The following is a 26,209-nucleotide window of genomic DNA, read 5'->3' as shown; positions in this document are numbered from 1 at the left end:
ATTAAAAACAATACTTCAATCGATTTTGCCGATCAATATCACCGATCGCACCCAAAACCCATTGAAACTGCCGAATGCCATACGCTTGGTCAGCGTGTCACGCATCCAGGATGGATGTGGTCATTGGTAAGTTGTTTGAAGGGGGGTATTCCGGGGGAATAATGGCGGAGAGACAGGGATTCGAACCCTGGGTCCCCGTGAAGGGACAACGGTTTTCGAGACCGCCCCGTTCGACCACTCCGGCACCTCTCCGCGGGGGGGTGAGGGGGCGTTTAATGAGGTTTCAAAACGGACGCAAGGGGTTATTTGGAAGAAACTCTTCGAATTCGAAATTTTGTTGAAACCTATCTTAAAAATCCCCACACTGTTCATATGCGCTCTTGGTTTTTACAAAACGCGGTCTTCCGCTTGTTCCCTGTTGGTCTTTGTCTCTGCGCAATAGCATCAATGCCCCCCGCAGCGGCCCGGGCCGAGCAATCTGCGTTCCCCGACGCCGTGGACGCCGCGCCATATGCGCAGGCTGCGATCGAGGACTTCCTGAATATCACCGGTTTCGATGTGGCCCTCGACAGCATTGCCCATTCCGCCGAAAACGCGCCGGCCATGATTGGGCTGGATGCGCGCAGCTTTGGGGTGACTTGGGAGTCGATAGCGGATGAGGTTTTTGACCCGGAAAACATCCGCGACATGGCCGTTCTGATGCTGCGTGAAACCCTGTCCCCCGAGGCCTTGGACCACGCCAACAGCTTTTACGCCTCGGATCTGGGCAAGAAATTGGTGCGCGCCGAAAATGCCTCGCATGATATCGTCGACGGCGATGTCACGCTGGAGGCGGGCAGTCGGATTATTGCCCAGATGGTGCAGGAGAGCGACCCGAAGATCGAAGTGTTTCGCCGCATGACAGATGCGATCAGCGACAGCGACGACACCCTGCGTGCGGTTCAAACCGTGCAGCTGCGCTTTCTCAATGCGGCCTCAGATGCCGGCATTATCGACCTGAGGATGGATCCGGAAACGCTGGAGCAGGCCCTGCGAGAGCAGGAACCGTTTCTGCGTCTGTCGATCAGCGAAGGCGCCTTGGCCAGCAATGCCTATACCTATCAGGGGTTCACCATTGACGAACTGAACGCCTATGTGGACGCGCTGGAGCATCCGCTGATGCAGGAGGTGTACAGCCTGCTGAATTCGGTGCAGTACGAAATTCAGGCCAACCGTTACGAGGCACTGGCCCGCCGCATGACAGAGCTGGCCCCCAATTCCGACCTTTGACCTCCGTCTTCTAGTGGCGCTTTAACTGCGATATCCGAAGGGTGATTTCCACAGCCGAAGGGGCCTGTGGAAAAAACTTGACTTCATCCGCGAAATCGAACAAAAGCGCGCATCCCGGCGTGGAATCTCTTTTGAGGTCCCATGATCCGGGATGTTTTTATCATACAGCCCCAAAGGGGGCGCGCTGTTCGAGGTGACGGGGGCAACCCCATCAAAAACGCCCGATTGGGGACCACAGAACGCGGTTAGAAAAGGAATGACTGAAATGTTCGCAGTCCTCAAGACTGGCGGCAAGCAGTACAAAGTACAGGCGGGCGACGTGCTCCGCGTGGAAAAACTGGCTGCAGACGCTGGCGAAACCATCCAATTCAACGACGTCCTGATGCTCGGTGGTGATGCACCGGTCGTAGGCGCGCCCTTCGTCGAAGGTGCCGCTGTTCAGGCAGAAGTTGTCGACCAGATCAAAGGCGATAAGGTCATCAACTTCGTTAAGCGCCGTCGTAAGCACTCCTCCAAGCGCACCGTTGGTCACCGTCAAAAGCTGACCCTGGTTCGTGTGACCGAGATCCTGGCCTCTGGCGCAGACGCAACTGGCGTCAAAGCAGCCACCGGCAAAGGCGAAGCGGGTTCTTCCTCTGCTGACGATCTGTCCCAGATCACCGGCGTTGGCCCCGCAGCTGTTAAAAAGCTGCAAGCCGCAGGCCTCACCACCTTCGCTCAGATCGCAGCCTTGTCGGACGACGACATTGCTGGTATCGAAGGCATCAAAGTGAAACCCGAGTGGGTTGAGCAAGCCAAAGAACTGGCTCAAGGCTAAGGAGAGACAAGAATGGCACATAAAAAAGCTGGTGGTTCCTCCCGTAACGGTCGCGACTCTGTAGGTCGCCGCCTTGGCGTGAAACTGTACGGTGGCCAAGCCGCCATCGCAGGCAACATCATCGTGCGTCAGCGCGGCACCAAGTTCTGGGCCGGCGAAGGCGTTGGCATGGGCAAAGACCACACCCTCTTTGCAACCGCCGACGGTGCTGTGACCTTCCACAAGGGCCTCAAGGGCCGCACCTTCGTTTCGGTTCTGCCGGTGGCGGAGGCCGCTGAGTAAGCCGAACCTGATAGGTTAGAAAAATCTTAGGGGGGATCGGCTAAACAGCCGGTCCCTTCTGCTTTTGGGCATTTGGCACTGCGGAAGAACGCATGACGGGGATTTGATTGTCCCTTACCTTGCATCCCACCGCCGCAAGCCCCAAATCGGCGCCACCGGGGTAGGGAGTAGGGCCCGGCACCGCGTCATCGAGTTCTGAGGAGGACCGAGCGTATGAGTTTAGATCAAGTGGATCAAATGGAACAACAAACGGCAATCACCGGTGCGCGCTTTGTGCTGCGCCCTCTGCGCGTCTCTGACGCCGGCCTGATTGCGCATTATGCGGGCGACAAACGTGTGTCCCGCCTGACCAGCAGCATTCCGCACCCTTTGCCGCCCGGCGCGGCAGAGGCTTTTGTGGCGCGGGCCATGAAGGGCGATGACAATGAAATCATCTGGGCCATTGACGGCACCAGCGACGGCGGCCCCGAACTGAAGGGCGTGGTCAGCCTGAAGCGTATGGACCGCGCCCAATCCGAGATCGGCTATTGGATCGCACCGCCATTCTGGAACACCGGCCTTGCGGCCGAGGCGCTGGATCTGCTGATCGACGCCAACCCCTTTGGCGACACGGCGCTGTTCACAGCTGTGTTTCAGGACAACCCCGAAGGTGCGCAGGTCATGACCGGACGTGGCTTTGAATACCTGGGCGATGCAGAGACCTTCTCGGTCGCGCGTGGCGCTACTGTCCCAACATGGACCTACAGCCGCAAGCTGTAAGTCACAGCCACCGGCACCAATCACGCGGGCGCGCCATTCGGCGGGCCCGTGTTTCATTTTCCGGAGACCTTTGCAGTCAGGCTTGAGGCATCCCGGCAATTCCGTTAAGGCCTGATACACTTTCTGCTTTTGAGGCCCGACATGAAATTCCTCGATCTCGCCAAGGTCTACATCCGCTCCGGCGCAGGCGGCAACGGCTGTATCAGCTTCCGCCGCGAGAAATACCAAGAATACGGCGGACCCGATGGCGGGGACGGCGGCAAGGGCGGCTCTGTCTGGGTCGAAACTGTCGATGGGCTCAACACCCTGATCGACTTCCGGTATCAACAGCACTTCTTTGCTAAAAACGGCCAGTCCGGCATGGGCCGCCAGCGCACCGGCGCGGATGGCGATGACATCATCCTGCGCGTGCCCGTTGGCACCGAAGTTCTGGACGAAGATCAGGAAACCGTGATTGCCGATATGACCGAGGTTGGCCAGCGCGTCTTGCTCGCCAAAGGCGGCAATGGCGGCTTTGGCAACCTGCACTTTAAATCTGCAACCAACCAGGCACCGCGCCGCGCCAATCCGGGTCAAGAGTGCATCGACCGCACCATCTGGCTGCGCCTGAAGCTGATCGCCGATGCGGGCCTCTTGGGTCTGCCGAACGCCGGGAAATCCACCTTCCTCGCGGCGAGCTCCAACGCGCGCCCCAAGATCGCGGACTATCCGTTTACCACGCTGCACCCGAACCTGGGCGTCGTAGGTATTGATAATGCGGAATTTGTTGTCGCCGACATCCCCGGCCTGATCGAAGGCGCAAGCGAAGGCCGCGGTCTGGGCGATCTGTTCCTGGGTCACGTTGAACGCTGCTCGGTGCTGTTGCATCTGATCGATGGCACCTCGGACACCATTGCCGAGGATTACAACACCATCATCGGTGAACTTGAGGCCTATGGCGGTGAACTCGCCACCAAACCCCGCATCACCGCGCTGAACAAGATCGACGCGCTGGATGAGGAAGAACGCGCCGAGGCGCAGGCGGAATTGGAAGCTGCCGTGGGCGGCCCGGCTCTGATGATGTCCGGTGTCAGCCGCGAAGGTCTGGACACCGTGCTGCGCGCTGTTCGTGCGAAGGTGGATGAAGACCGCATTCGTTACAAGAACACCGACGCGGAGGAAGCGCCTTGGCAACCCTAAGCGCCTCTCTCGGCACGGCCAAACGGATTGTCGTCAAGATCGGCTCGGCCCTGTTGGTGGACCGGGCCAGCGGCGCGTTGCGGGCAGACTGGCTGCAAAGCCTTGCCGATGACGTCGCCTGGCTTAAAGCGCAGGGCAAGGATGTGATCCTTGTCTCCTCTGGCTCGATCGCGCTGGGGCGCGAGGTGCTGGGCTTGCCGCGCGCAGACCTGCCGCTGGAACAATCGCAGGCCGCCGCGGCCGTCGGTCAGATCCAACTCGCCCGCGCCTATGAAGAAGCGCTGGCGCCGCATGGCATCAAAACCGCGCAGGTGCTGGTGACGCTGGAAGACAGCGAAAACCGACGCCGCTACCTGAACTCGCGCGCGACGCTGGGCACGCTCGTCAATTTGGGCGCGGTGCCGATCGTGAACGAGAACGACACCATTGCCACCGATGAGATCCGCTATGGCGACAATGACCGTCTGGCGGCACAGATCGCGGTGACCACGGGCGCTGATGTGCTGGTTCTGCTCTCGGATGTCGATGGCTTCTACAGCGCCAATCCCGCGCTGGATCCCAAGGCGCATCGCTATGATGTGATTGATGAAATCACACCCGAGATTGAGGCGATGGCAGGGGATGGCGTGTCTGGCCTGTCGAAAGGCGGGATGATCACCAAACTGTTGGCCGCCAAGATGGCCACTGCGGCGGGTTGCGCCATGGCGATCACAGAAGGTTCACCCCTGAACCCGTTGAGAACGCTTGAAAATGGCGCGAACTGCACCTGGTTCACGGCGGATGAGGACCCGCAGCTGGCGCGCAAGCGCTGGATCGCGTCGATGAAGACGCGCGGTGTTATCATGGTCGACGAAGGCGCTGAAAAAGCTTTGAAAAACGGCAAAAGCCTGCTGCCCGCAGGTGTCCGTCACGTGGAGGGTGATTTTGGCCGGGGCGATCCCCTGGCCATCCTTAGCCCAGCCGGTCACAAGCTGGGTCAGGGCCTCGCGCGCTATACCGCCGAAGAAGCCCGGGCCATCAAAGGCCACCGTTCGGACGAGATCGAGGAGATCCTTGGTTACTCTGGACGCGCGGCCTTGATCCACCGCGATGACATGGCGCTTTGACTTTGTAAGCGAAGCTGCCATTTTGCAGGAAATTTCGGCCAGCCGGTCTGGCCCGCCTCCCGAGGAAAGGCAAAGAAGATGAAAGACGAAACCAATATCCCCGCGCTGATGCAGGATCTGGGCCAACGCGCCAAGGCCGCCGCACAGGTGCTGTCCACCGCCACGGCTGAACAGAAAACCAAAGCGCTGGAAGGCGCGGCAGATGCTGTCTGGGCCAAGCGGGCAGAGATCATTGACGCCAATGCCAAGGATCTGGAATTTGGCCGCAATAAGGGCCTGACAGACGCCATGATGGACCGGCTGATGCTGGATGAGCCGCGTATTCAGGGCATCGTCGATGGTCTGCGGGCCGTGGCCGGTCAGGACGACCCTGTTGGTCAGGTGATGGAAGAATGGCAGCAGCCCACCGGTCTGAACATCCAGCGCGTGCGCACGCCGCTTGGTGTGATCGGGGTGATCTATGAAAGCCGCCCCAATGTGACCGCAGACGCCGGCGCGCTGTGCCTGAAATCCGGCAATGCGGTGATCCTGCGCGGTGGCTCTGAAAGCCTGCATTCGGCGCAGGCGATCCACAGCTGCCTCGCCGAAGGCCTGCGCGCCACTGGCCTGCCCGAAGACGCAGTGCAGCTGGTGCCGACCCGCGACCGCGCAGCGGTTCAGGAGCTGCTGACCATGACCGACTATGTCGACGTGATCGTGCCCCGTGGCGGCAAGGGCCTTGTGGGTCTGGTCCAGCGCGAAGCCCGCGTGCCGGTCTTTGCGCACCTTGAGGGCATTGTGCACATCTATCTGGACAAAGACGCCGACCCGCAGAAGGCGCTGGATGTGGTGCTGAATGCCAAGACCCGCCGCACCGGCATCTGTGGCGCGGCAGAATGCCTGCTGATCCATCAGGATATTGCAGAGACCCTGGGCAAGGCCGTGCTGACCGCGCTGGCGGATGCAGGCGTCGAGATCCACGCCGAAGCAGGCCTGCCCGGACCCGAGGGCATGATCGAGGCGACAGCTGAGGATTGGGGCAAGGAATACCTTGACGCGATCATTGCGGCGAAATCCGTGGCCTCCATCGACGCGGCGATTGCGCATATCCGTGAAAACCACTCGCAGCACACCGACTGCATCATCACCGAAGACGAGAGCGCCGTGGCGCAGTTCTTTGCTGAACTGGACAGTGCGATCCTGATGCACAATGCCTCTACCCAGTTTGCCGATGGCGGCGAATTTGGCATGGGCGCGGAGATTGGCATTGCCACCGGGAAGATGCACGCCCGCGGGCCCGTCGGCGCCACCCAGCTGACCAGCTTCAAATATCTGGTCCGCGGCAACGGCACCACACGCGCCTGAAATAACAAAGCCCCGCAAATACTTGCGGGGCTTTTCTAATTTCGGCTTAGCGATTTTCAGAACTGGATCGTCAGCTTTTCTTCGCTTGCCGTGGCCGACACGGTGCGTCCGGTTTCAGCGCCCATTGCAGGCATCAGAGCAAACTGAACCAGCGCCGGGGTGATCTCTATCTCGCCCGTGCCGCCAGACAGCGACGCCCAGAGCGCGCTGTCGGCGTTGACCTTGCGGCCTTCGCCGGTGATGGTCCAGCTGTCCTCGGACCGGGAAATTTCGACCGTGCCACCATAGGGCAGGCCGCTTTCCATACAGAGACCCGCAAGAAACGCCAGCCGCACATCCGCGCGTGGGGCAGAGCCTTCCACGTTCCACTGATATTTGACCCGGCCACCTTTGCTGACGTCGCTTAGGACGCCTTCGACCTCGGCCCGGCCAAGTTCTTGCATGCCTGCGGCGCCAAAGGCGATCCGGAAAAAGCGGATACGGGCATTGGCATTGTTCACACTGTCAGAGATCAGTTCCAGCTCGGGCCCATCCATCGCGCCCGCCATGCCCAGAAGTTCCAGACCGTTGTTGATCGCGCCAACAGGGCTGATCAGGTCGTGACAAATCCGCGACCCTACCAATGCTGCGAGTTTGGCATTATCTGTTGCCATAACTTTCCTCCGATACGGGCCATTCTCAATATGAACGACCTCAATGCAATTCTTGCGCCAGGCATGTACGTCCGCCACCCCGACCACCCCGAATGGGGCGTGGGACAGGTGCAATCCAATATCGGCAACAAGATCACCGTGAACTTTCCGGATCAGGGCAAGCTTGTCATCGACGCAGGACGCATCGCCCTTGTTCCGGTCTTTGATCTGTGAAGAAGGTTTATGAATGGTTAACGCGCGTTAAACAAGTGTTGATATTTCTTGAAACACACGCGTTTGCTGGGCTATTTCCCTTAAAAACTTGAAAAGACACCTTGATAAGACAGGGGCAGGGCATGCAGGACGAAGCCGCAGGCTTTACCGTGAAGATCGCCGAAACCGAGGACGAGCTGCGCGCAGCCCAGGCCTTGCGGTACGACGTCTTCGTCCGCGAATTGGGCGGCGATGGGGATCTGGTTGACCACGAACAGGGCCTTGAACGGGACCGGTTTGACCCTTTCTTCGACCATATGATTGTGAAAGATGACGCCACAGGACAGACCATTGGCGTCTACCGGCTGCTGCGCGACGATCAGGCGGCTGAGATGGGGCGCTTTTATTCAGAAGATGAATACGACCTGAGCCCGCTGCGCGCCTCTGGGCGCAAGCTGTTGGAACTGGGCCGGTCCTGTCTGCATCCAGACTATCGGGGCGGGGCGGCGATGTTTCACCTGTGGTCGGGGCTGGCCGACTATGTGGCAGAGCATAAGATCGAGATTTTGTTCGGCGTGGCCTCCTTCCACGGCACCGACCCGGTGCCTTTGGCCAATTCCCTGTCGATGCTGCACCACAACCACCTCGCCCCAGCAGATCTGCGCGTGCGGTCGAAAGTGTTTCAACCGATGAACCTGGTGGCCCCAGACGCGCTGGACCGGCGTCAGGCGATGATCGACACCCCCGCGCTGATCAAGGCCTACCTGCGGCTTGGCGGCTATGTGGGCGAGGGCGCTTTTGTGGACCATGCTTTCAATACAACCGATATCTGTCTGATTTTAGACACAGAAAAAATGAGCACCCGGCAGAGCCGCCTGTATGGGCAAGGCCCCGGAAAGCGCGGCGCATGACCATGCGGTGGGAAAGTGACCGCCCGGTTCAAACGCGCCAGCTTGGGCCAAAGGACTGGCTGCGCGCGGTGGCACGTGGGCTTCCGCTGGCCGTTCTGGTGTTTGGCGGGCTGCTCCTGTTGCTGCTGCTCCGGCTGGTTGAACGCCCGCTTTTTGGCCTGAAACGGCCGGTGACCCCTTGGATCACCGTGTTTGTCTGCCGCAATGCGCTGCGCATCATGGGGCTGCGCCTGGACACGGAAGGCGCGCGCCTGCAAGGCCCTGGCATCTGGGTCGCCAATCACTCTTCCTGGCTCGATATATTTGTGATGAACGCGCGTCAGCCGCTCTACTTTGTCTCAAAGGCCGAAGTGGCCGACTGGGCCGGGATCGGCTGGCTTGCGCGCGCCACAGGCACCGTCTTTGTGGAGCGCAACCCCGCCAAGGCGCGCGAACAGAAGGAAATCTTCGAGGCGCGCCTTCTGGCCGGTCACCGACTGCTGTTTTTTCCGGAAGGCACCTCTACTGACGGGCAGCAGGTTTTGCCCTTTAAATCCACGCTGTTTGCGGCGCTGTTTGACCCGTCCCTGCGCGACGCGCTGTCGGTTCAGCCTGTTTCGGCGTATTTTCAAGCGCCCGAAGGTCAGGATTCGCGGTTTTACGGCTGGTTTGGCGATATGGGGTTTGAATCCCATCTGCTGCAGGTGCTGGCCATGCCACGTCAGGGGCGGGTGACGCTGCGCTATCATCCGCCCGTAAAGGTGGCGGAGTATAAGGACCGCAAAGCACTGGCAGCGGCGACGGAAACCATGGTACGCGAGGGCCATCAGGCGCTGCGCAGCAAAATCTGAGCCCAAACACGGGCCCTGCGGCGGGATCGTCGAAAACCCCCTTGCACATCCCCCACCGCTGCCGTATACGCGCGCCATCGAACCCGCAGGCGGGGTTTGGTCTGTTCAGGGGAGACATCCCTGACATACCCCCGGTTGGAGCCACATGCTCTGAACCCCCGCCGAGGAATGAAACCGGAAAGGAAAGAAAAGCATGGCTCTTCCTGAGTTCACCATGCGTCAGCTGCTCGAAGCTGGCGTTCACTTTGGTCACCAAACCCAGCGCTGGAACCCCCGTATGGGCGAGTACATCTACGGCTCGCGCAACGGCATCCACATCATGGACCTGACCCAAACCGTCCCGATGCTCGACGCGGCACTGAACGTTGTGCGCGAAACCGTTGCAAAAGGCGGCCGCGTTCTGTTCGTTGGCACCAAGCGTCAAGCGGCAGCACCGATCGCAGAAGCAGCTGAGAAATCCGCTCAGTACTTCATGAACCACCGCTGGCTCGGCGGCACGCTGACCAACTGGAAAACCGTTTCCCAGTCCATCAACCGTCTGAAAGAGATCGACGAGCGCATGGAAACCGGCGCCGAAGGTCTGACCAAGAAAGAGCGTCTGGGCATGGAGCGCGACCAAGAGAAGCTGAACGCTTCCCTGGGCGGCATCCGCGAAATGGGCGGTGTTCCTGACCTGCTGTTCGTCATCGACGTCAAAAAAGAAGCACTGGCCATCGCAGAAGCCAACAAACTGGGTATCCCGGTTGTTGCTATTGTCGACACCAACTGCTCCCCCGACGGCATCGACTACGTGATCCCGGGCAACGACGACGCGGCCCGCGCGATCTCCCTGTACTGCGACCTGGTTGCACGTGCTGCGCTGGACGGTATGTCCGCTCAGCTGGGCGCTGCAGGCGTTGACCTCGGTGCACTGGAAGAGGCACCGGCAGAAGAAGCTCTGGCGGAAGAAGCCGAAGCCTAATCTGAGCTTGTCATATATTTGACATGCGGGGCAGGGTATCACCTGCCCCAAACCGCATTTGACTTGAGGAGAGCCCAAGATGGCAATCACTGCAGCAATGGTGAAAGAACTGCGCGAATCCACCGGCGCAGGCATGATGGACGCGAAGAAAGCACTGGTCGAAAACGACGGCAACATGGATGCCGCTGTTGACTGGCTGCGCACCAAAGGTCTCGCGAAAGCAGCTAAGAAATCCGGCCGTACCGCCGCTGAAGGCCTTGTGGCTGTTGTCGTCGATGGCGGCAAAGGTGTTGCTGTCGAAGTGAACTCCGAAACCGACTTCGTTGCGAAGAACGGCGAGTTTCAGGAAATGGTTGGCAAAATCGCTTTTGCCGCTCTGGGTGTGAACACCGTTGAAGAGCTGTCCGAAGCGAGCCTGGGCGACAAATCTGTTGCACAGACCCTGACCGACAAAATCGCCACCATCGGCGAAAACATGAACCTGCGCCGCATGGAGTCGCTCGAAGGTGACGCGGTTGTGTCCTACGTGCACAACGCTGTAACCGGCGGCATGGGCAAAATCGGCGTTCTGGTTGCAATGACCGGCGGTGATGAAGCCTTCGGCAAGCAGGTTGCAATGCACATCGCAGCTGTGAACCCGGCCGCTCTGGGCGAAGACGACCTCGACGCAGCGATCGTTGACAAAGAGCGTCAGGTTCAGATCGACATCGCACGCGAGTCCGGCAAGCCGGAGCAGGTCATCGAGAAGATGATCGTGGGCCGCATGAAGAAATTCGTGGCGGAATCCACCCTGCTGAACCAGCAGTTCGTTGTGAACCCCGACCTGACCGTCGAAGCCGCAGCAAAAGAAGCTGGCGCAACCATCACCGGCTTTGCACGTGTTGAAGTTGGCGAAGGCATCGAAGTCGAAAAAGAAGACTTCGCAGCGGAAGTTGCAAAAGCAGCTCAGGGCTAATCCAGCTTTGGATCCCTCGTGGCCCTTTGGGGCTGCGACACAGGCCAGTGCGGTTTCCGCGCTGGCCTTTTGCGTGGCCTCCAGTCAGGCGCAACAAAGATGCGCTGGCGCGTGAAGCGGCCACAGTTAAAGCGCAGGGGGAAAGCAAAGGGGGAAAGCACAGGGGGAAAGAACAGGGGTCAAACGCAAAGACACCCACCGCACAGAGCAGCCGGCTTCAGCACAAGCAGAGTAATTTAGGGGGATATCAGGTTCCGGTGACCAACGCTGAAAAATACACGTCACTCACCGGAGGAGAAAAACAGGGCCCTGATATTGCAGGGGTCTCATTCTCAAAGTTCCTAGGCTAAAGCCACCACTCACGGAACGACGCTAATGTGCATCAGTTCCTTTTTCAGAGCCAGTCCTGATTTCCATACCTTTTAATTTATTGACTGAAATAATTGCAGTTTGACGGAACAAATCTGACTCTGACTGGGGGTTCGTTCCGAGGTTTCACTCGAGCACATACATCTGATTGTGCAAAGCAGCCTTAAGTACAGCTTGCGCGGTTGTTTCAACACAAAGCGATTCTCTTGCGAGACGAAGGTGCTTTTCAATGGTGGCGGGCGTCAGACCCAAAAGCACGGCAATGTCCTGCGTGGTCTTGCCATCGCCAACCCATTGCAGCACCTCGCGCTGACGTTTTGTCAAAGAGCGGTTGGGCGCCTTGTAGGGCAGGGACCGAATTTTCAGGTGCAGCACATTGTTGATCACGGTCAGCACATCGCCATGCTCCAGCCAGAGATCATCCACCTGGGCCTGGGTCATCCCATGGCGCGCGGCCATGGCAATCGCGCCCTTGAAGCGATGAGACGGAGAGTTGAAGCTGATGGTATACCCGGCGGTCACGCCCATGCGCTGATTGAATTCATGCACATTGGCCTGCGCGTCGGTCAGAAGACCCGCAGCATAGGCCTCGTGCCCAAGTCGCCAACTGGCAGCCCCTTCGTTGTCCAACGTCCACCGCATCATCGGCGCGTCCATATACAGGCCTTCGCCAATGAACCCATCCAGATACACTTTGTCGTGGTTGCTCAGGATGACAAAATCATCCGGATCACCGAGCGAATTTTCTGTCTTGAACACGGTGTAGCCGTAGATAAACCGGGTAAATCCAAACCGGGACATCTGACGGACATGCAATGGCCACAGCGCTTCGAGATCGGCAGCGCGGGTGACCTTTAATAAATACTCTTCCAATTCCATTATGTTCAGGACTTTTGCTGGAATTGATCCGCAAGCGCATCCAGCGCCAGAAGGTAGCCCTTGCTGCCAAATCCGCAGATCTGACCAACCGCCGCCTTGGCGAGATAAGACACATGGCGGAAGGATTCCCGCGCATGGATATTGGACATATGGACCTCGACGGTCGGAATCTCGACCGAGAACACGGCATCCATCAGGGCAATCGATGTGTGCGTATAAGCACCGGCATTGATAATCAGCCCGTCCTGCACCCCTTTGGCGGCGTGGATGGCATCGAGCAGGGCGCCTTCGTGGTTTGACTGCAGGCACGTGACCTCGATCCCAAGGGACTGACCATGTGCACGACAGGCGTCTTCGACCATCGTCAGGGTCTCATGCCCGTAAACCTCTGGTTGGCGGGTGCCCAAAAGATTCAAGTTGGGGCCGTTCAACACCAAAACCTGTTTCATATTCGTCTTCCTTCACGCGCATATGTTCTGCGCTCATAGTATTTCCAGGTGAACGTTCGCTTGCCGGGCCATCCTGGCGCGCCGCTTTTCAAACTTCAGCGGGGAGTTACGTAAACCGCGCACGCCTTGATCAAATATCCACGGCGCTGCGCATCAACTGTGCCAGCAAAAGGGCTCTGTATTCTGACAAGCTAGCCCCTAGGTTCGGGCTGATTTTCGCCTGCAAGCCCCCAAACCGCAAGCAATTTGTCGCTAATTCGCGACAGTTTAAACCCTTAAAGTTGTAAGCGCACTTACGGGATCCCCAAAACCGTTAAAATTGACAGATCCTTCTCCGGGGACCGTAACGCAATCACAAGATTCACGGCAGAAAAAGGACAGGACGAAGACGCGCCTGATGGCCGACCCTGATGGCCGATAAGGAAGAACCGAAAGAGAGCATCCCAATGGAACAACAACAATGGCTGAACCGCCGCGTGCACGGCGAGGGTGTTGTCGAACTGAAACTGGGCCACGCGCCCCAGAACACGCTTTCGGTTGAATTTCTGATGGATTTCCAAAGCCAGATCAGCCTCCTCGAAGAGGATCCTGAGGTGAAATCCATTGTGCTCACCAGCCCGTTCAAAGACTTCTCGACCGGCACAACATCCAAGGACTGGCATCAGGACAGCACATCAAGCGAAGCGCTGGAGCGCGCGCTGAATGCGGCGTTTCTGACCCTGTTTGCCTGCCCCAAGCCCGTTGTCTGCGTCGCCCGCGGCGAAGTGTTGGAGGCGGGCATGTTCTTTGTGCTGGCCAGCGACATACGTGTGGCCCATGCGCGCGCGGCGTTTGAAATGTCTGACGTATCACGCGGGCAGATCTATCCCGTAACGCTGATGGAAATCGCCCGTGCAACGCTGGACCCGCAATCGCAACGTCGGCTGATGCTGGGCGGCCAACGTCTGGGCCCGATTTCGGGGCGCCATGCCGGGTTCATTGACGTCATTGCCGATGACTATGAGGATCTTATTGACTATGCGCTGAAAGAGGCCCGGAAGCTGGCGAACCTGCACCCGGAGTCCTATGCACAGGTCAAGATGGAACTGCGTCAGGACGCCCTGGCACGGATTGCTGCCTCGTTGTCGGAAGATCCGGAAATTGCAAACCACTGGTTGCCGCATCACACAGGGCGTCGGGACACCGCCTGATACGCGCAACATCACCCAAACCGGCATGCATATTTGGTTGTAAGGGGAGTTGGCGCACCTGAGAGGATTCGAACCTCTGACCTCTGCCTTCGGAGGGCAGCGCTCTATCCAGCTGAGCTACAGGTGCATTCCGTGAGGGGCGGTATACTAGGGGGCATCCGCCTCTGCAATGGGGAAAATCGTAAATCTTTCCAAAGCCCTCAGTTTCATTTCAAGACAGGTCTGCTGATCGGCTGGGACAAAGCCGAACATGGGACCGCTCGAAAAAGAGGGCTGGGTTTAACCGCGCCGCTTAACCACGCCAAGTGCGAACGTCGCCGCAATCCATATGCACAAAGTTGGAACCATAGTAGCGGCCAACGCCGCCTGCGCGGCACGATTGCGCGGCTTTTGCCATCTGCGACACCGACCGCGTGGCCAGTCGCAGGTCAGCGGCCTGACCGCGCATATGAAGCGAGTTTTTCGCAACACCCCGGGACCGGTTGCGCAGGGCCGAATTGGTTGCAGGGCTGCGATAGCCCGACAGCAGCAGATAAGGTTCGCTGATGTCCAGAAGATTGTGCGAGGCCGCCATAATGTCGATCGTGCGGGTGTCGATCGATTTGACCGCGTCCTGACGCCAGTCGCGCATGAAGTAGTTCACTTCTTTTAGCGCGTCTTTGATGTAATTGCCGTCGATCCAGTACACCATGTCGATCCGCTCGCCGGTGCGACCGGAATACATGCGAATGCGACGGATATCTCCGCTGCCGCGCAAGAAGCCAGCTGCGTTGGAGTAGGTGGGCGCGGCTGCGACTGCTGTTGCAGCGAACGCTCCAAGGATTGCTCGACGGCTGAAGCCGGTAGTTTTTTCTGCCATTTTTAGCGCTGTCCCGTACGCTTAAGGTCTTTGGTTGCCCGGTCGTTGCCGGACGGTTCTTCACGTTTTGTTACGTGTCGTAGGTATGCCACAGCATTTTTTTTCTGCCAAGCAAAGCTTCGTTAACCAAGACAGAGCGTGGAAATATAGGCGGAAATTTGCGCAAATTGGGAAAAGAGATACATTTTTCCCCGCACACTGGCGTCCATTCAGTGCTTCATGCGCGACAGTTCTTCAACACGGTCAACTAAGAATTGCGCCTTCAGGAGAATGTGAATAGACAGCCGCAGGGCAGAGTTAACTATTGTACAATAGACAAAAACGACGTTGCTGAATGTGATACTGGGAGCCTTTGACAGAATGCCGATGACACGCCTTTTGCCAGACCTGAAATTTTTGCAGATCGGCGGCCTTGCGCTTGCGCTGGGTCTGACGGCACCAATCGCAGCGACGGCGCAGGACAGCGCGGCTGTGTCTTCGGCGGGTTTCCGCCAGGCCATTGCCGAAATGGCGTGGGAAGACGAAGCGGTTGCAGGCTTTTATCGCAGCAATGGGTTCCAGCCACTGTGGACCGGCGCGGATGCGGCCGCGGCGCAGCGACGCTCTGCCTTGCTGCAAGCGCTGAGCGAAGCCGCGCATCATGGCCTGCCGGATATGACAGCGCAGGCCAATGCCTTGCTGGACCAGATGCGCAATGTTCAGTCGACCCGCGATCTGGGCGAGGTCGAAGTGGCGCTGAGCCGTGCGCTGGTCGATTATGCACGCGACATTCAGACCGGGCTTTTGGTGCCGTCCCGCATTGACGAAGGCATGGTGCGCAAAAAGCGCAAGATCGACAGTGCCGCGCTGCTCGCCGGGATGGAGACCGACCGTCCCTTTGCCTACATGCAGTCACTGGTGCCGCAATCGCAGCAGTACCGCGCCCTGATGCGCGAAAAACTGCGCCTTGAGGCCACGATGACCGCGGGCGGCTGGGGCCAAAGCGTTCCGGAAAGCAAACTGGAAGTGGGCGCAAAGGGCGCCAAAGTCGTGGCGCTGCGCAACCGTTTGGTGGCGATGGGCTATCTGGGTCGCAGCCTGTCCAACGAATTTGACGACAAACTACAGGACGCCGTGCGCCAGTTCCAGGAAGACCATGGTCTGAATGTGGACGGGGTTGCAGGCACCGGCACGATCCGGGAAATCAACCGCACTGCGGAGGACCGCCTGAAGTCCGTTCTGGTCGCGATGGAGCGCGAACGGTGGCTGACGCCAGAGCGCGGAGAGCGCCACGTGCTGGTCAACCAGACCGATTTCACTGCCAAGATCGTGGATCAGGGCGAGGTGACCTTTGTCACCCGGTCCGTGATTGGCAAGCACACCTCGGACCGTCGCACGCCCGAGTTTTCGGACACCATGGAACACATGGTCATCAACCCGAGCTGGTACGTGCCTCGTTCGATCGTGACCAAGGAATACCTGCCGAAGCTGAAGAACAACCCGCACGCGCACAGCTATATTGAGATCACCGACAACCGGGGTCGGGTTGTGAACCGGGATGCCGTGGACTTTACCCAGTTCACCGCACGCAGCTTCCCCTTTGCCATGCGCCAACCGCCAAGCTCTCGCAACGCGCTGGGTCTGGTAAAGTTCATGTTCCCGAACAAATACAATATCTACCTGCACGACACGCCGGCCAAAAACCTGTTCTCGCGCGAAGTGCGGGCCTATTCCCACGGCTGCATCCGTCTGGCGCAACCCTTTGAATTTGCCTATGCGCTTTTGGCAAAACAGTCCGAGGACCCAAAGGCGTTTTTTGACCGCACGCTGAATTCTGGTCGTGAAACCAAAGTAAACCTCGAAAAGAACGTGCCGGTGCATATTATCTATCGCACGGCCTTCATCGACGAAACCGGCACGCCGCAGTTCCGCCGCGATGTCTATGGTCGGGATGCCAAGGTTTGGGAGGCTTTGGAACGGGCAGGGGTGGCGCTCCCTGGATTTCAAAGCTAAAGGCTGGGGCCAGATCCCCAATCAGGAGGAATGGCCCCATGTTCACTGTTCGCGCAATTGCTGAAACCCTCGGCGCAGAGGCCGCAGGCAACCTTGATCTGGAAATCCTGAGCGCGGCCGAACCGCAGGACGCAGGCCCGGATCAAATTGCGATTGCAACACAGGCGAAATACGCAGAACAGCTGAGCGCGGGTCAGGCCCGCGTCGCCCTTTTGTGGGAAGGGGCTGACTGGCAAGAGATGGGCCTTGAGGCCGCTATCTTTGCCGCGCGCCCGCGTATGTCCATGGGCGGCATCACCCGGATGCTTGATGCGGGTCAGCATTTCGCGCCGGGTATTCACCCCTCAGCCGTGATTGATCCCACCGCCGAATTGGGCGAGGGCGTGAGCATCGGTCCGCTGGCCGTGGTGTCCCGCGGTGCCAAAATCGGCGCCGGGTCGGTGATTGGGCCGCAGTGTTTTATTGGCGCAGATGTCCGCCTTGGCGAACAGGCCTTCCTGCGCGAAATGGTGTCAATCGGCGCGCGCGCCACGATCGGTGACCGGTTCTGGGCCCAACCCGGGGCCAAGGTGGGCGGCGACGGGTTTTCTTATGTCACACCCGAAGTCTCGGGCGTTGAAAACGTGCGCAAGACATTGGGCGACAGCGGCGATGCAAAGGCGCAAAGCTGGATGCGGATTCATTCGCTTGGCGCTGTCACCATCGGCAACGACGTAGAGCTGGGCACCAATGTCACCATCGACAATGGCACCATTCGCAACACCGTGATTGGCTCGGGCAGCAAATTGGACAACCAGGTCCACATTGGCCACAACACACGCGTCGGCCAAGACTGTCTGCTGTGTGGGCAAGCTGGTGTTTCGGGGTCGGTTGATATTGGCAATAATGTTGTTTTGGGCGGTCAGGTCGGCGTCGCGGACAATCTGTTTATTGGAGATGGCGTGATTGCTGCTGGCGGCACCAAAATCCTGTCCAATGTCCCCAAAGGTCGCGTCATGATGGGCTACCCTGCGGTCAAGATGGAAACCAACACCGAAATGTACAAAGCTCAGCGTCGCCTGCCACGCCTGATGAAGGATATCGAAGCCTTGAAAAAGGCTGTTTTCAAATAGTGCCACAGGCATTACATCACTGGTAACCTAAAGCAAGATCAGGGGCACGACAGCCATGAGCATTCAGGACAAGGTCATCGCAATCATCGCGGAGCAGGCAGTTCTTGAACCATCCGACGTGACCCTCGACAGCACGCTCGAAAGCCTTGGCATTGACAGCCTTGGCCTGGTCGAGAGCATCTTTGCCATCGAAGAAGAGTTCGACATCTCCATCCCCTTTAATGCCAACGAGCCCGAAGAAAGCGATTTCGACATTTCCAATGTCGCCGCGATCATCCAAGGCATTGAAAAGCTGGTCGCCGAAAAAGGCTGACCTTCGCACAAAGGGAAGAGATGATGAAACGTGTTGTGATCACTGGCGCAGGCACGATCAATGCGCTCGGCCATTCGGTATCTGAAACACTGACTTCGATGCAGGAAGGGCGCTGCGGCATTGGCGCGCTGGAGTTTCAGGACGTCGACCGGCTGTCGATTAAGATCGGCGGCCAAGTCCGCGATTTTGAAGCCGAAGGTCGCTTTAACCGCCAGCAGATGGCGCTTTATGACCGCTTCACCCAATTCACCCTGTTTGCTGCCGATGAAGCCATCCAGCAGTCGGGCCTGGCATTCGACGGCGAGCTGGCCACCACCACCGGTGTGGTGCTGGGCACTGCCGGGGGCGGGGTGTCGACCTGGGATGACAATTACCGGTCTGTCTATGAGGACGGCAAAAACCGCGTGCATCCCTTTGTTGTGCCAAAGCTGATGAACAATGCGGCCGCCAGCCATGTGTCAATGGAACATAACCTCAAGGGGCCAAGCTTTACTGTCTCCACCGCCTGCGCGTCCTCGAACCACGCGATGGCACAGGCGTTTCAGATGGTGCGCACAGGCATGGCCACGGCAATGGTCACCGGCGGGTCTGAATCAATGCTGTGTTTTGGCGGCGTAAAAGCCTGGGAAGGCCTGCGGGTCATGTCCAAAGACGCCTGCCGCCCGTTCAGCGCCAACCGCAAAGGCATGGTTCAGGGCGAAGGCGCAGGTATTTTTGTCTTTGAAGAATACGAACACGCCAAGGCACGCGGCGCAGAAATTCTGTGCGAAGTCATCGGCTTTGCCATGTCTTCTGACGCAGCCGACATTGTCATGCCGTCAAAACAGGGCGCCGCGCGGGCCATTTCCGGCGCGTTGAAAGATGCCCGTCTAAACCCGGAAGACGTGGGATACATCAATGCCCATGGCACGGGCACGGCTGCCAATGACAAAACCGAATGCGCCGCAGTGGCGGATTCCTTTGGTCAACATGCCGATCAGCTGATGATTTCTTCGACAAAATCCATGCACGGCCATTTGATCGGCGGCACCGGCGCGGTCGAATTGCTGGCCTGCATTATGGCCCTGCGCGATGGGGTGATTGCCCCGACCATTGGCTATGAAGAACCCGACCCGGAATGTGCGCTCGACGTGGTGCCAAATGAAGCGCGCGACGCCAAAGTGGATGTGGTTCTGTCCAACGCCTTTGCCTTTGGTGGGCTGAACGCGGTTCTGGCGCTGCGCAAAATCTGACACGCCAAAGATCACGCAATGAAAAAGCGCCGCTTTGGACCTTCCCAAAGCGGCGCTACAACTTTTGCGTCGGGGGGCGGGTTAGTTCGGCAGGACCGGCTTCAGGCCGTCAAACCCGGCGGTAAAGCCTTTCAGCGACATAGGAACTTTGACAATCTGCGCCGGCGCTTCGGCTGGGCGCAGCGAAACAGTGGCTGCGGTGCCCTGTTTGAATGCGGCGATGTCGCCATCGGTCAGACCGATCTTGGCGATACAGCCGCCGGGTTCACAGTGGCTGAAGTTGTACCGCTTGCCCGGTGCGCCATCGACCGAGAAAGAGACGCCAGTGGTCAGCAGGGTGCCCAGCGGCGCAAGAAGCTGAGCGCCCGCAACCGCCTGGTTGCCTTCTTCAAGACGATAGAGGTTGATCTCGGCCACCGGACCGCCGGCATCATTCAGGGTTTGCGACAGATGACAGGGGTCTGCGTCTGCATTTGTCTTGGTGCAGACAACAAGCCAGTCGCCAGACTTTTCCTTCATGTAAAGCTGGCCCAGAACCGTCTGGCCCATGTCCAACCCACCGGCAACAGGGGCCTCGCCTTCAGATGTTTCTTGTGCCGCGAGGGGCTGCCAAAGAACACTCAACGCGACAATCGCGGAAACTTTGGTGAGGGAGTTAAGCATAAAAGCCTCTTCTCTATGTCTGCTCAATAACTGCGTGTTTGCGGTGTAACACGCACAATCCAGCATGTCAGTCCATAAAGGCTGCAAAGATATGTGAGGGGGGAGCGTGGTGGAACGCTTGCGGCGCGGCGGCGGAACAGAACCGGCAACCGCGACCATTTTTGCCGCCTAAGTTCCCGTTCCTACAATATGAAAAAGAGGATCTGACAGATCCCCTTTTTCAATTTCTTCTCCCCGCCGGACTGGCCGACTTAGTTATTAATCAGGACGTTACGGTCCAAGATCCCAATGGTCAACAGCCAATGACAAAAAAATACGACAACAGTTTCAAACCTGAGTGAGTGACGGGGCAAACTCCGGCTTCGTCTAATAAAACGTGCCAGATTCTGCGCCCAGTGGCGCGATATCGCAGATGGAGAGGACGATTGAAGATTTGCGGAACAGATGACACGCCCGGACAGGCCACGAGTCAGGCGGCGTTTGGAAAAAAGTAGGCCGTGCACAAGGCACGGCCCAGTCTGACAGGGAGGAAATGTCCGTCAACCCAACCGCATTTGGATCAACGGGCAAATATCACTTTTGCACGAAAGGGTTAAAAATGTATGGTCATGTGGATAAGTCGAGCGGGAGCGGCATTTGTATGACTGACAAGATTTTTATAGGCGGCGGCGGTGCTGATTATTCCGAAGCGCAGGAGCTTTCGCTCAGATATGCCAATCGCCACGGCCTGATCGCAGGCGCGACCGGCACCGGTAAAACCGTGACATTACAGATCCTTGCCGAAAGCTTCTCGAACAATGGCGTGCCGGTTTTCATGGCCGACGTCAAAGGCGACCTGTCGGGGCTTGCCATGCCCGGATCCAGCAGTGCCAAGCTGCACGCCCCCTTCATGGAGCGGGCGCAGAAAATTCTTTTTGAAGAATTCACGTATCATGACTGCCCAGTCACCTTCTGGGATTTGTTTGGCGAACAGGGCCATCCAATCCGCACCACGGTGGCAGAGATGGGACCATTGCTGCTGTCACGCCTGCTGGAGCTGAGCGAAGCGCAGGAAGGTATCCTGAACATTGCCTTCCGACTGGCCGATGAAGACGGCCTGCCGCTGCTGGATCTGAAAGACCTGCAGGCGCTATTGGTCTGGGTCGGCGAAAACCGCAAAGAGCTGTCGCTGCGCTATGGCAATGTGTCCACCGCGTCGATTGGCGCGATCCAACGCAGGCTCTTGGTTCTGGAAAACCAGGGCGGCGCTGGTTTTTTTGGCGAACCCGCACTGGCGCTGAACGACCTGATGCGCACAGCGGACGATGGCCGCGGGATGGTGAACATTCTGGCCGCCGACAAGCTGATGGCCTCGCCGAAACTCTATGCGACCTTCCTCTTGTGGCTGCTGAGCGAATTGTTCGAAGAGCTGCCCGAGGTTGGCGATCCCGACAAACCCAAGCTGGTGTTCTTCTTTGACGAGGCACATCTTCTGTTTGAGGACGCGCCAAAAGCCCTTGTCGATAAGGTCGAACAGGTGGTGCGGTTGATCCGGTCCAAAGGGGTTGGCGTCTATTTTGTCACCCAAAGCCCGGATGATATTCCCGAAGATATTCTGGGTCAGCTGGGCAATCGGGTGCAACATGCGCTGCGCGCCTTTACCGCCAAAGACCGCAAGAAACTGCGCCTTGCGGCAGAGACCTATCGCGACAACCCGCGTTTTTCTACGGAAGACGCCATCCGCGACGTCGGCGTCGGCGAGGCCGTGACGTCGATGCTCCAGAAGAAAGGCGTTCCCGGCGTGGTCGAACGCACCCTGATCCGTCCCCCGTCGAGCCAGCTGGGCCCGATCACAGCGGCAGAACGGGAGGGCGTGATCCTTACCTCGTCGCTGCATCAGAAATACGCCGAAGCCCTGGATCGGACATCGGCCTATGAGATTTTGAAGAAACGATCAGAGGCGGCCGCAGCCAAAGCTGCGCAGGCCGAAGACGCAGCGGAGATGGCACCGGAGCCCATGGCGCGCGAATTTAATGCGGCACGGCGATACAATGGCAGCCGCGTCAGCCGGTCGTCTTCGCGCCGGATGAGCCGCCGGTCGCCGGATACTTTTGGGTCTGCGCTGTCTCAGGCGGTTATCAAGGAACTGAAAGGCACCACCGGACGCCGAATTGTGCGCGGTATTCTGGGCGGGTTGTTCAAAGGACGCTAACGAAAAAGCGGCTGCGCGTTGCGCAACCGCTGCCTCCGGCGGGAGTATTTTGGGCCAAAAGAAAACGCCGCCTTTCGGGAAGAGAGGCGGCGTTTTTTGTTATTTTTCAGGGATAAGCCCACGTGGGCTGAACCGCAGCATGAGGAGCAGAACAAGGCCCATCATGAAGAGGCGCATATGTGCAGCACTGCCCAGAAGATGCGCTTTGAGTGCGCTGCCGTCTGCCATGCCAGACGTCACAAGCTCCATCAGCAGCTGGCCCATCGGCTCCACCTTGATCCAGAAGAACCAGACCAGCAGGCCGCCCAGCACCGCGCCAAAGTTATTGCCGGACCCGCCAACGATGACCATCACCCAGATCAGGAAGGTGAAGCGCAGCGGGTTATAGGTGCCCGGTGTCAGCTGGCTGTCCAGCGTGGTCATCATCGCACCGGCGATGCCGCAGATGGCAGAGCCGAGGATGAAGATCTGCAGGTGACGTTGGGTGACGTTTTTGCCCATGGCTTCGGCCGCGACCTCATTGTCGCGGATCGCGCGCATCATTCGGCCCCAGGGGCTTTTGAGTGCGAGCTGCGCCATGACCAGCAGAACGATCAGAACAGCCGCGAACATCAGCGCGTAGCCGGTTTTCACATAGAGCGACGACGCGGTGGTGACATCCAGCCCCCAGGAGGCTGCCCCGGCAATGAAGTCTGCGTCCTTTTGCAGATCAACCTCATACGGCAGCGGACGGGGCAGGCCGACCACGTTTTTCACGCCGCGCGACAACCAGTCTTCGTTCTTCAGCACTGCCAGAATGATTTCTGCAATGCCAAGGGTGGCAATCGCCAAATAATCAGAGCGCAGACCCAGCGCGGTTTTGCCAATCAGCCAAGCCGCACCGGCCGCGATCAGACCCCCAACAGGCCAGGCCAGCAGCACCGGCAAGCCCAGACCGCCGATATTGCCTTGCAGGGCCGGGTTGATTTCTTCCACGGCGGCAACGCCCGGATCAAAGATCCCGCGATAGACGAAGAAGCCAACAACGAGAATAGCCAGCACAGTGAAGCTGCGCGCGCGACCTGCAGACAGTTTGGTGTAGGCAAGAACAGCCGCCACGATGGTGGCCGCACCAAAGATCAGGCCGCCCACAATGCGGAAGCCACCTGCGGACCATGCGCCTTCGGTCACCGGCATTGCGGTCAGAACCACAGCCAGACCACCCAGCGCCGTAAAGCCCATGATGCCGACATTAAAGAGCCCCGCAAAGCCCCACTGCAGGTTTACACCCAGCGCCATAATGGCCGAGATGAGACCCATGTTGAGAATGGTCAGGGACGAATTCCAAGACCCTGAAAAGATGCCGAAACTCACCGTGCCATCCAGCACGATCAAGAGGGCGGCGGCTGCGAACAGCAGCCCGGTTTTGACAGTCTCCGTCATACCGCTTTTCCTTTGAAGATGCCGGTGGGTTTGAACAGCAGCACAATCACAAGGATCGTGAAGGACACCGCAAATTTGTAATCGGTGCTCATCAGCTGTGCGAGGCCACTGGGCTCGAGCCCATCGGGCATGGTGTAATTCAGCACTTTCTTCCAGGCATAGGTCACTGTGACCTCGCTCAGGGCAATGACAAAACCGCCTGCAATCGCGCCAAGCGGGTTGCCCAGACCACCAACGATTGCGGCTGCAAAGATCGGCAGCAGCAGCTGGAAGTAGGTGAAGGGTTTGAAGGATTTATCCAGACCATAGAGCGTGCCGGCAATGGTCGCCAGCGCGGCCACGATCAGCCATGTGTACATGACCACGCGGTCGGGATTGATGCCGGACAGCAGCGCCAGATCTTCGTTGTCGGAATAGGCGCGCATGGATTTACCGGTGCGGGTCTTGTTCAGGAACCAGAACAGCGCCGCGACAACGATGATCGCAGTGATCACGGTGATGCCCTGGCTGGTCTTGATCGCCAGACCTTCACGCAGACCGGTCATCTGTTTGAAGGCGCGGGCCTTCATGATGAACCGCTCACCATCGGCAAAACGCTGATCGCCCGGGCCAATGATGAAACGCACAAGACCGTTCATCATGAACATCACGCCCAGCGAGACCATCACCAGCACAACCGGTTTGGCTTTCTGGTGGCGATAAAATCCATAGACGGCTTTGTCGGTCAGCAGCACCAGCGCCATGGTGGCCAGAATGCCAAAGGGCAGGGCCAGAAGCGCAGTGGGCAACGGCCCCGCCGAGATCCCCATGGCCTGAAAGCCCCAGGTCACAAGAATGGTCACCATGGTGCCAAACGCCATGGTGTCGCCATGGGCAAAGTTCGAGAACCGCAGAATACCATAGATCAGCGTCACACCCAGCGCACCCAGCGCCAGCTGGCTGCCATAGGTGATGCCGGGGATCAGCACAAAGTTTGCAAGTGCCACGAGGGCATTAAGGAAATCCATCTCTTAACCCCCCAGGAATGATTTGCGCACTTCTTCGTCGGCCAACAGCTCTTTGCCGGTGCCTGTATGTGCGTTACGGCCCTGAACAAGGACATAGCCTTTGTCCGCGATTTCAAGCGCTTGCTTGGCGTTCTGCTCCACCATCAGGATCGGCAGACCGGTACGAGAGACCTCAATAATCCGGTCGAACAATTCATCCATGACGATCGGCGACACGCCTGCAGTGGGTTCGTCCAGCAGCAGAACCTTGGGCTGGGTCATCAACGCGCGGCCCACGGCCACCTGCTGACGCTGACCACCGGACAGCTCGCCCGCCGGTTGGTTGCGCTTGTCTTTCAGGATCGGGAACAGGCCATAGATCTGCTCCATCGTGTCCGAGTAATCATCCGTGCGGATAAAGGCGCCCATCTCCAGATTTTCTTCCACCGTCATCGAGGTGAAGATATTGCTGGTCTGGGGCACAAAACCCATGCCTTTGACCACACGCTGCTGCGGGGTCAGGTTGGTGATGTCCTCACCACCCAGTCGCACCGCGCCAGACCGCACGTTCAACATGCCAAAGGTGGCCTTCATTGCCGTGGATTTACCGGCCCCATTGGGGCCCACGATCACGGCAATCTCGCCGGGATTTACAGCGATGGTGCAATCATGAAGGATATCCGGCCCCTTGCCGTATCCTCCAGTCATGGCATCGCCAATCAGAAATGGTTCACTCATAGCGCCCCTCAAATAGGACTTTGGACATAAGCCCGTGGATGTCTTTCCAGTACTTGCCCCGTGCATAGGGGAAGACCCGGTCATAGCCTTCGTATTTGGCGACCACCCAGCCATCGGCAGTCGGGTAGGCGGTTGCGATCACATCGCGGGGTCCAGATTCAAGAACCGTGCGATATGCCACGGAAACGACCCCACAGTCTTGCGTGGTGGCATCATGGTCCCAGTGCATTAGAAAGCTGTCCTCGCCTTCCGTTGCACGGGCCTGACCCTGCGCCTTCAGGATCTCTGCGACCTCGGCAGCACTGCCAGCGGCCAGCGTTGCAAGGTGCATCTCGTAGCCGCCGATCACGCGGTACGACCGCAGGTCGCCCTCGGCCACATCATTCGGGAACCAGGTACTGGGCACATCGCAGATACCCAACCCAGGGGCCAGCGTTTCGCAGGTTGCTGCATCCCCTTGGAATGTTGCCGGGCAGGAAAAATCATCCGCAAAAAGAGATGTCGCCGCTGCTGAGAACGTCATAGCAGCTGCAATAGCGGACTTCAGGGTAGTCAT

27 protein-coding genes and 2 tRNA genes are annotated in these 26,209 nt (G+C 58.5%); 18 read left to right on the top strand and 11 right to left on the bottom strand.

All coding sequences use genetic code 11. The features are described 5' to 3' along the window. Positions 1-162 precede the first annotated feature (162 nt). Positions 163-252, bottom strand: a tRNA-Ser gene (locus TRM7557_RS19420). A gap of 195 nt (positions 253-447) precedes the next feature. On the opposite strand from TRM7557_RS19420, the gene TRM7557_RS19415 reads away from it, so the two are divergent. The 7 genes from TRM7557_RS19415 (at position 448) to TRM7557_RS19385 (ending at position 6,756) form a co-directional block, all read left to right on the top strand. Beyond that, complete coding sequence (locus TRM7557_RS19415) at positions 448-1,269, top strand: DUF2059 domain-containing protein (RefSeq protein ID WP_058291881.1); 822 nt, start codon at positions 448-450, stop codon at positions 1,267-1,269. Positions 1,270-1,534: 265 nt separating this feature from the next. Then, positions 1,535-2,086 carry a 50S ribosomal protein L21 gene (gene rplU, locus TRM7557_RS19410; protein WP_058291880.1) on the top strand — a complete coding sequence of 184 codons (552 nt, stop codon included), beginning with the start codon at positions 1,535-1,537 and terminating at the stop codon, positions 2,084-2,086. Positions 2,087-2,098: 12 nt separating this feature from the next. After that, positions 2,099-2,368, top strand: coding sequence for a 50S ribosomal protein L27 (gene rpmA, locus TRM7557_RS19405; protein WP_058291879.1), 270 nt, complete (start codon positions 2,099-2,101; stop codon positions 2,366-2,368). 213 nt (positions 2,369-2,581) lie between these two features. Continuing rightward, entirely contained in the window at positions 2,582-3,127 is a 546-nt protein-coding gene (locus tag TRM7557_RS19400) for a GNAT family N-acetyltransferase (protein ID WP_058291878.1), read from the top strand. Between the two features lie 141 nt (positions 3,128-3,268). Beyond that, positions 3,269-4,306, top strand: a complete 1,038-nt coding sequence (gene obgE / locus TRM7557_RS19395) for a GTPase ObgE (RefSeq protein WP_058291877.1) — start codon at positions 3,269-3,271, stop codon at positions 4,304-4,306. Further along, the gene (gene proB, locus TRM7557_RS19390; protein WP_058291876.1) at positions 4,294-5,412 is read left to right on the top strand and encodes a glutamate 5-kinase; all 1,119 of its coding nucleotides are present in this window, start codon (positions 4,294-4,296) and stop codon (positions 5,410-5,412) included. Before obgE ends, proB begins: the two co-directional genes overlap by 13 nt. Before the next feature lie 78 nt (positions 5,413-5,490). Next, entirely contained in the window at positions 5,491-6,756 is a 1,266-nt protein-coding gene (locus tag TRM7557_RS19385) for a glutamate-5-semialdehyde dehydrogenase (protein ID WP_058291875.1), read from the top strand. Between the two features lie 56 nt (positions 6,757-6,812). Here the strand turns inward: TRM7557_RS19385 and TRM7557_RS19380 are convergent, their stop codons facing one another. Beyond that, entirely contained in the window at positions 6,813-7,409 is a 597-nt protein-coding gene (locus TRM7557_RS19380; RefSeq protein WP_058291874.1) for a histidine phosphotransferase family protein, read from the bottom strand. Between the two features lie 30 nt (positions 7,410-7,439). Between TRM7557_RS19380 and TRM7557_RS19375 the strand changes: the two genes are divergently transcribed. From TRM7557_RS19375 to tsf, 5 genes are all read left to right on the top strand, one after another. Further along, complete coding sequence (locus TRM7557_RS19375; protein ID WP_058291873.1) at positions 7,440-7,622, top strand: DUF3553 domain-containing protein; 183 nt, start codon at positions 7,440-7,442, stop codon at positions 7,620-7,622. Between the two features lie 122 nt (positions 7,623-7,744). Further along, complete coding sequence (gene olsB, locus TRM7557_RS19370) at positions 7,745-8,512, top strand: L-ornithine N(alpha)-acyltransferase (protein WP_058291872.1); 768 nt, start codon at positions 7,745-7,747, stop codon at positions 8,510-8,512. Next, on the top strand, positions 8,509-9,342 hold the full coding sequence (olsA, locus tag TRM7557_RS19365) for a lyso-ornithine lipid O-acyltransferase (protein ID WP_058291871.1): 834 nt from the start codon (positions 8,509-8,511) through the stop codon (positions 9,340-9,342). Before olsB ends, olsA begins: the two co-directional genes overlap by 4 nt. A gap of 193 nt (positions 9,343-9,535) precedes the next feature. Then, complete coding sequence (rpsB, locus tag TRM7557_RS19360) at positions 9,536-10,303, top strand: 30S ribosomal protein S2 (RefSeq protein ID WP_058291870.1); 768 nt, start codon at positions 9,536-9,538, stop codon at positions 10,301-10,303. Between the two features lie 79 nt (positions 10,304-10,382). Next, positions 10,383-11,258: a translation elongation factor Ts gene (tsf, locus tag TRM7557_RS19355; protein ID WP_058291869.1), complete on the top strand. Its 876-nt coding sequence runs from the start codon at positions 10,383-10,385 to the stop codon at positions 11,256-11,258. Between the two features lie 495 nt (positions 11,259-11,753). On the opposite strand, the gene TRM7557_RS19350 is transcribed toward tsf, so the two are convergent. Together TRM7557_RS19350 and aroQ are read right to left on the bottom strand one after the other, a co-directional pair. Next, positions 11,754-12,506, bottom strand: a complete 753-nt coding sequence (locus TRM7557_RS19350) for a helix-turn-helix transcriptional regulator (protein ID WP_058291868.1) — start codon at positions 12,504-12,506, stop codon at positions 11,754-11,756. 5 nt (positions 12,507-12,511) lie between these two features. Further along, positions 12,512-12,955 (bottom strand): type II 3-dehydroquinate dehydratase, encoded by a 444-nt coding sequence (gene aroQ / locus TRM7557_RS19345; RefSeq protein WP_058291867.1) that lies wholly within the window; start codon positions 12,953-12,955, stop codon positions 12,512-12,514. 446 nt (positions 12,956-13,401) lie between these two features. On the opposite strand from aroQ, the gene TRM7557_RS19340 reads away from it, so the two are divergent. Next, complete coding sequence (locus TRM7557_RS19340) at positions 13,402-14,145, top strand: enoyl-CoA hydratase/isomerase family protein (RefSeq protein ID WP_058291906.1); 744 nt, start codon at positions 13,402-13,404, stop codon at positions 14,143-14,145. 50 nt (positions 14,146-14,195) lie between these two features. Here TRM7557_RS19340 and TRM7557_RS19335 read toward each other — a convergent pair. Further along, positions 14,196-14,272 (bottom strand) — tRNA-Arg (locus TRM7557_RS19335). A gap of 165 nt (positions 14,273-14,437) precedes the next feature. Beyond that, positions 14,438-15,004, bottom strand: a complete 567-nt coding sequence (locus TRM7557_RS19330) for a YcbK family protein (RefSeq protein WP_058291866.1) — start codon at positions 15,002-15,004, stop codon at positions 14,438-14,440. A 360-nt stretch (positions 15,005-15,364) separates the two neighbouring features. Here TRM7557_RS19330 and TRM7557_RS19325 point away from each other — a divergent pair, with 360 nt between their 5' ends. Genes TRM7557_RS19325 through TRM7557_RS19310 form a run of 4 tightly spaced genes read left to right on the top strand, consistent with a single transcriptional unit; the run spans position 15,365 to position 19,653 of the window. Continuing rightward, on the top strand, positions 15,365-16,996 hold the full coding sequence (locus TRM7557_RS19325; RefSeq protein ID WP_110590818.1) for a L,D-transpeptidase family protein: 1,632 nt from the start codon (positions 15,365-15,367) through the stop codon (positions 16,994-16,996). Between the two features lie 38 nt (positions 16,997-17,034). Continuing rightward, positions 17,035-18,108 (top strand): UDP-3-O-(3-hydroxymyristoyl)glucosamine N-acyltransferase, encoded by a 1,074-nt coding sequence (gene lpxD / locus TRM7557_RS19320; RefSeq protein WP_058291864.1) that lies wholly within the window; start codon positions 17,035-17,037, stop codon positions 18,106-18,108. Positions 18,109-18,163: 55 nt separating this feature from the next. Continuing rightward, positions 18,164-18,421 (top strand): acyl carrier protein, encoded by a 258-nt coding sequence (locus TRM7557_RS19315; RefSeq protein ID WP_058291863.1) that lies wholly within the window; start codon positions 18,164-18,166, stop codon positions 18,419-18,421. A gap of 23 nt (positions 18,422-18,444) precedes the next feature. Continuing rightward, positions 18,445-19,653, top strand: a complete 1,209-nt coding sequence (locus TRM7557_RS19310) for a beta-ketoacyl-[acyl-carrier-protein] synthase family protein (protein ID WP_058291862.1) — start codon at positions 18,445-18,447, stop codon at positions 19,651-19,653. Between the two features lie 81 nt (positions 19,654-19,734). Here TRM7557_RS19310 and TRM7557_RS19305 read toward each other — a convergent pair whose 3' ends face one another. Beyond that, positions 19,735-20,316: an invasion associated locus B family protein gene (locus tag TRM7557_RS19305; RefSeq protein ID WP_058291861.1), complete on the bottom strand. Its 582-nt coding sequence runs from the start codon at positions 20,314-20,316 to the stop codon at positions 19,735-19,737. Between the two features lie 640 nt (positions 20,317-20,956). On the opposite strand from TRM7557_RS19305, the gene TRM7557_RS19300 reads away from it, so the two are divergent. After that, the gene (locus tag TRM7557_RS19300) at positions 20,957-22,507 is read left to right on the top strand and encodes a helicase HerA-like domain-containing protein (protein ID WP_058291905.1); all 1,551 of its coding nucleotides are present in this window, start codon (positions 20,957-20,959) and stop codon (positions 22,505-22,507) included. A 99-nt stretch (positions 22,508-22,606) separates the two neighbouring features. Here TRM7557_RS19300 and TRM7557_RS19295 read toward each other — a convergent pair whose 3' ends face one another. Genes TRM7557_RS19295 through TRM7557_RS19280 form a run of 4 tightly spaced genes read right to left on the bottom strand, consistent with a single transcriptional unit; the run spans position 22,607 to position 26,209 of the window. Then, positions 22,607-23,929, bottom strand: coding sequence for a branched-chain amino acid ABC transporter permease (locus TRM7557_RS19295; RefSeq protein WP_058291860.1), 1,323 nt, complete (start codon positions 23,927-23,929; stop codon positions 22,607-22,609). Next, complete coding sequence (locus TRM7557_RS19290; protein ID WP_058291859.1) at positions 23,926-24,936, bottom strand: branched-chain amino acid ABC transporter permease; 1,011 nt, start codon at positions 24,934-24,936, stop codon at positions 23,926-23,928. Before TRM7557_RS19290 ends, TRM7557_RS19295 begins: the two co-directional genes overlap by 4 nt. Before the next feature lie 3 nt (positions 24,937-24,939). Further along, positions 24,940-25,653: an ABC transporter ATP-binding protein gene (locus TRM7557_RS19285; protein WP_058291858.1), complete on the bottom strand. Its 714-nt coding sequence runs from the start codon at positions 25,651-25,653 to the stop codon at positions 24,940-24,942. Beyond that, positions 25,646-26,209 carry a hypothetical protein gene (locus TRM7557_RS19280; RefSeq protein WP_058291857.1) on the bottom strand — a complete coding sequence of 188 codons (564 nt, stop codon included), beginning with the start codon at positions 26,207-26,209 and terminating at the stop codon, positions 25,646-25,648. The genes TRM7557_RS19285 and TRM7557_RS19280 overlap by 8 nt, the downstream gene beginning before the upstream one ends.

It is taken from the genome of Tritonibacter multivorans (assembly GCF_001458415.1).
Taxonomy (GTDB): domain Bacteria; phylum Pseudomonadota; class Alphaproteobacteria; order Rhodobacterales; family Rhodobacteraceae; genus Epibacterium; species Epibacterium multivorans.
This window is presented reverse-complemented; position numbering and strand designations above follow the sequence as displayed.

Coding starts and splice junctions, on each gene's coding strand:
- TRM7557_RS19415 (WP_058291881.1), top strand. CDS start 448: ATGCCCCCCGCAGCGGCCCGGGCCGAGCAATCTGCGTTCCCCGACGCC.
- rplU (WP_058291880.1), top strand. CDS start 1,535: ATGTTCGCAGTCCTCAAGACTGGCGGCAAGCAGTACAAAGTACAGGCG.
- rpmA (WP_058291879.1), top strand. CDS start 2,099: ATGGCACATAAAAAAGCTGGTGGTTCCTCCCGTAACGGTCGCGACTCT.
- TRM7557_RS19400 (WP_058291878.1), top strand. CDS start 2,582: ATGAGTTTAGATCAAGTGGATCAAATGGAACAACAAACGGCAATCACC.
- obgE (WP_058291877.1), top strand. CDS start 3,269: ATGAAATTCCTCGATCTCGCCAAGGTCTACATCCGCTCCGGCGCAGGC.
- TRM7557_RS19385 (WP_058291875.1), top strand. CDS start 5,491: ATGAAAGACGAAACCAATATCCCCGCGCTGATGCAGGATCTGGGCCAA.
- TRM7557_RS19380 (WP_058291874.1), bottom strand. CDS start 7,409: ATGGCAACAGATAATGCCAAACTCGCAGCATTGGTAGGGTCGCGGATT.
- TRM7557_RS19375 (WP_058291873.1), top strand. CDS start 7,440: ATGAACGACCTCAATGCAATTCTTGCGCCAGGCATGTACGTCCGCCAC.
- olsB (WP_058291872.1), top strand. CDS start 7,745: ATGCAGGACGAAGCCGCAGGCTTTACCGTGAAGATCGCCGAAACCGAG.
- olsA (WP_058291871.1), top strand. CDS start 8,509: ATGACCATGCGGTGGGAAAGTGACCGCCCGGTTCAAACGCGCCAGCTT.
- rpsB (WP_058291870.1), top strand. CDS start 9,536: ATGGCTCTTCCTGAGTTCACCATGCGTCAGCTGCTCGAAGCTGGCGTT.
- tsf (WP_058291869.1), top strand. CDS start 10,383: ATGGCAATCACTGCAGCAATGGTGAAAGAACTGCGCGAATCCACCGGC.
- TRM7557_RS19350 (WP_058291868.1), bottom strand. CDS start 12,506: ATGGAATTGGAAGAGTATTTATTAAAGGTCACCCGCGCTGCCGATCTC.
- aroQ (WP_058291867.1), bottom strand. CDS start 12,955: ATGAAACAGGTTTTGGTGTTGAACGGCCCCAACTTGAATCTTTTGGGC.
- TRM7557_RS19340 (WP_058291906.1), top strand. CDS start 13,402: ATGGAACAACAACAATGGCTGAACCGCCGCGTGCACGGCGAGGGTGTT.
- TRM7557_RS19330 (WP_058291866.1), bottom strand. CDS start 15,004: ATGGCAGAAAAAACTACCGGCTTCAGCCGTCGAGCAATCCTTGGAGCG.
- TRM7557_RS19325 (WP_110590818.1), top strand. CDS start 15,365: ATGCCGATGACACGCCTTTTGCCAGACCTGAAATTTTTGCAGATCGGC.
- lpxD (WP_058291864.1), top strand. CDS start 17,035: ATGTTCACTGTTCGCGCAATTGCTGAAACCCTCGGCGCAGAGGCCGCA.
- TRM7557_RS19315 (WP_058291863.1), top strand. CDS start 18,164: ATGAGCATTCAGGACAAGGTCATCGCAATCATCGCGGAGCAGGCAGTT.
- TRM7557_RS19310 (WP_058291862.1), top strand. CDS start 18,445: ATGAAACGTGTTGTGATCACTGGCGCAGGCACGATCAATGCGCTCGGC.
- TRM7557_RS19305 (WP_058291861.1), bottom strand. CDS start 20,316: ATGCTTAACTCCCTCACCAAAGTTTCCGCGATTGTCGCGTTGAGTGTT.
- TRM7557_RS19300 (WP_058291905.1), top strand. CDS start 20,957: ATGACTGACAAGATTTTTATAGGCGGCGGCGGTGCTGATTATTCCGAA.
- TRM7557_RS19295 (WP_058291860.1), bottom strand. CDS start 23,929: ATGACGGAGACTGTCAAAACCGGGCTGCTGTTCGCAGCCGCCGCCCTC.
- TRM7557_RS19290 (WP_058291859.1), bottom strand. CDS start 24,936: ATGGATTTCCTTAATGCCCTCGTGGCACTTGCAAACTTTGTGCTGATC.
- TRM7557_RS19285 (WP_058291858.1), bottom strand. CDS start 25,653: ATGAGTGAACCATTTCTGATTGGCGATGCCATGACTGGAGGATACGGC.
- TRM7557_RS19280 (WP_058291857.1), bottom strand. CDS start 26,209: ATGACTACCCTGAAGTCCGCTATTGCAGCTGCTATGACGTTCTCAGCA.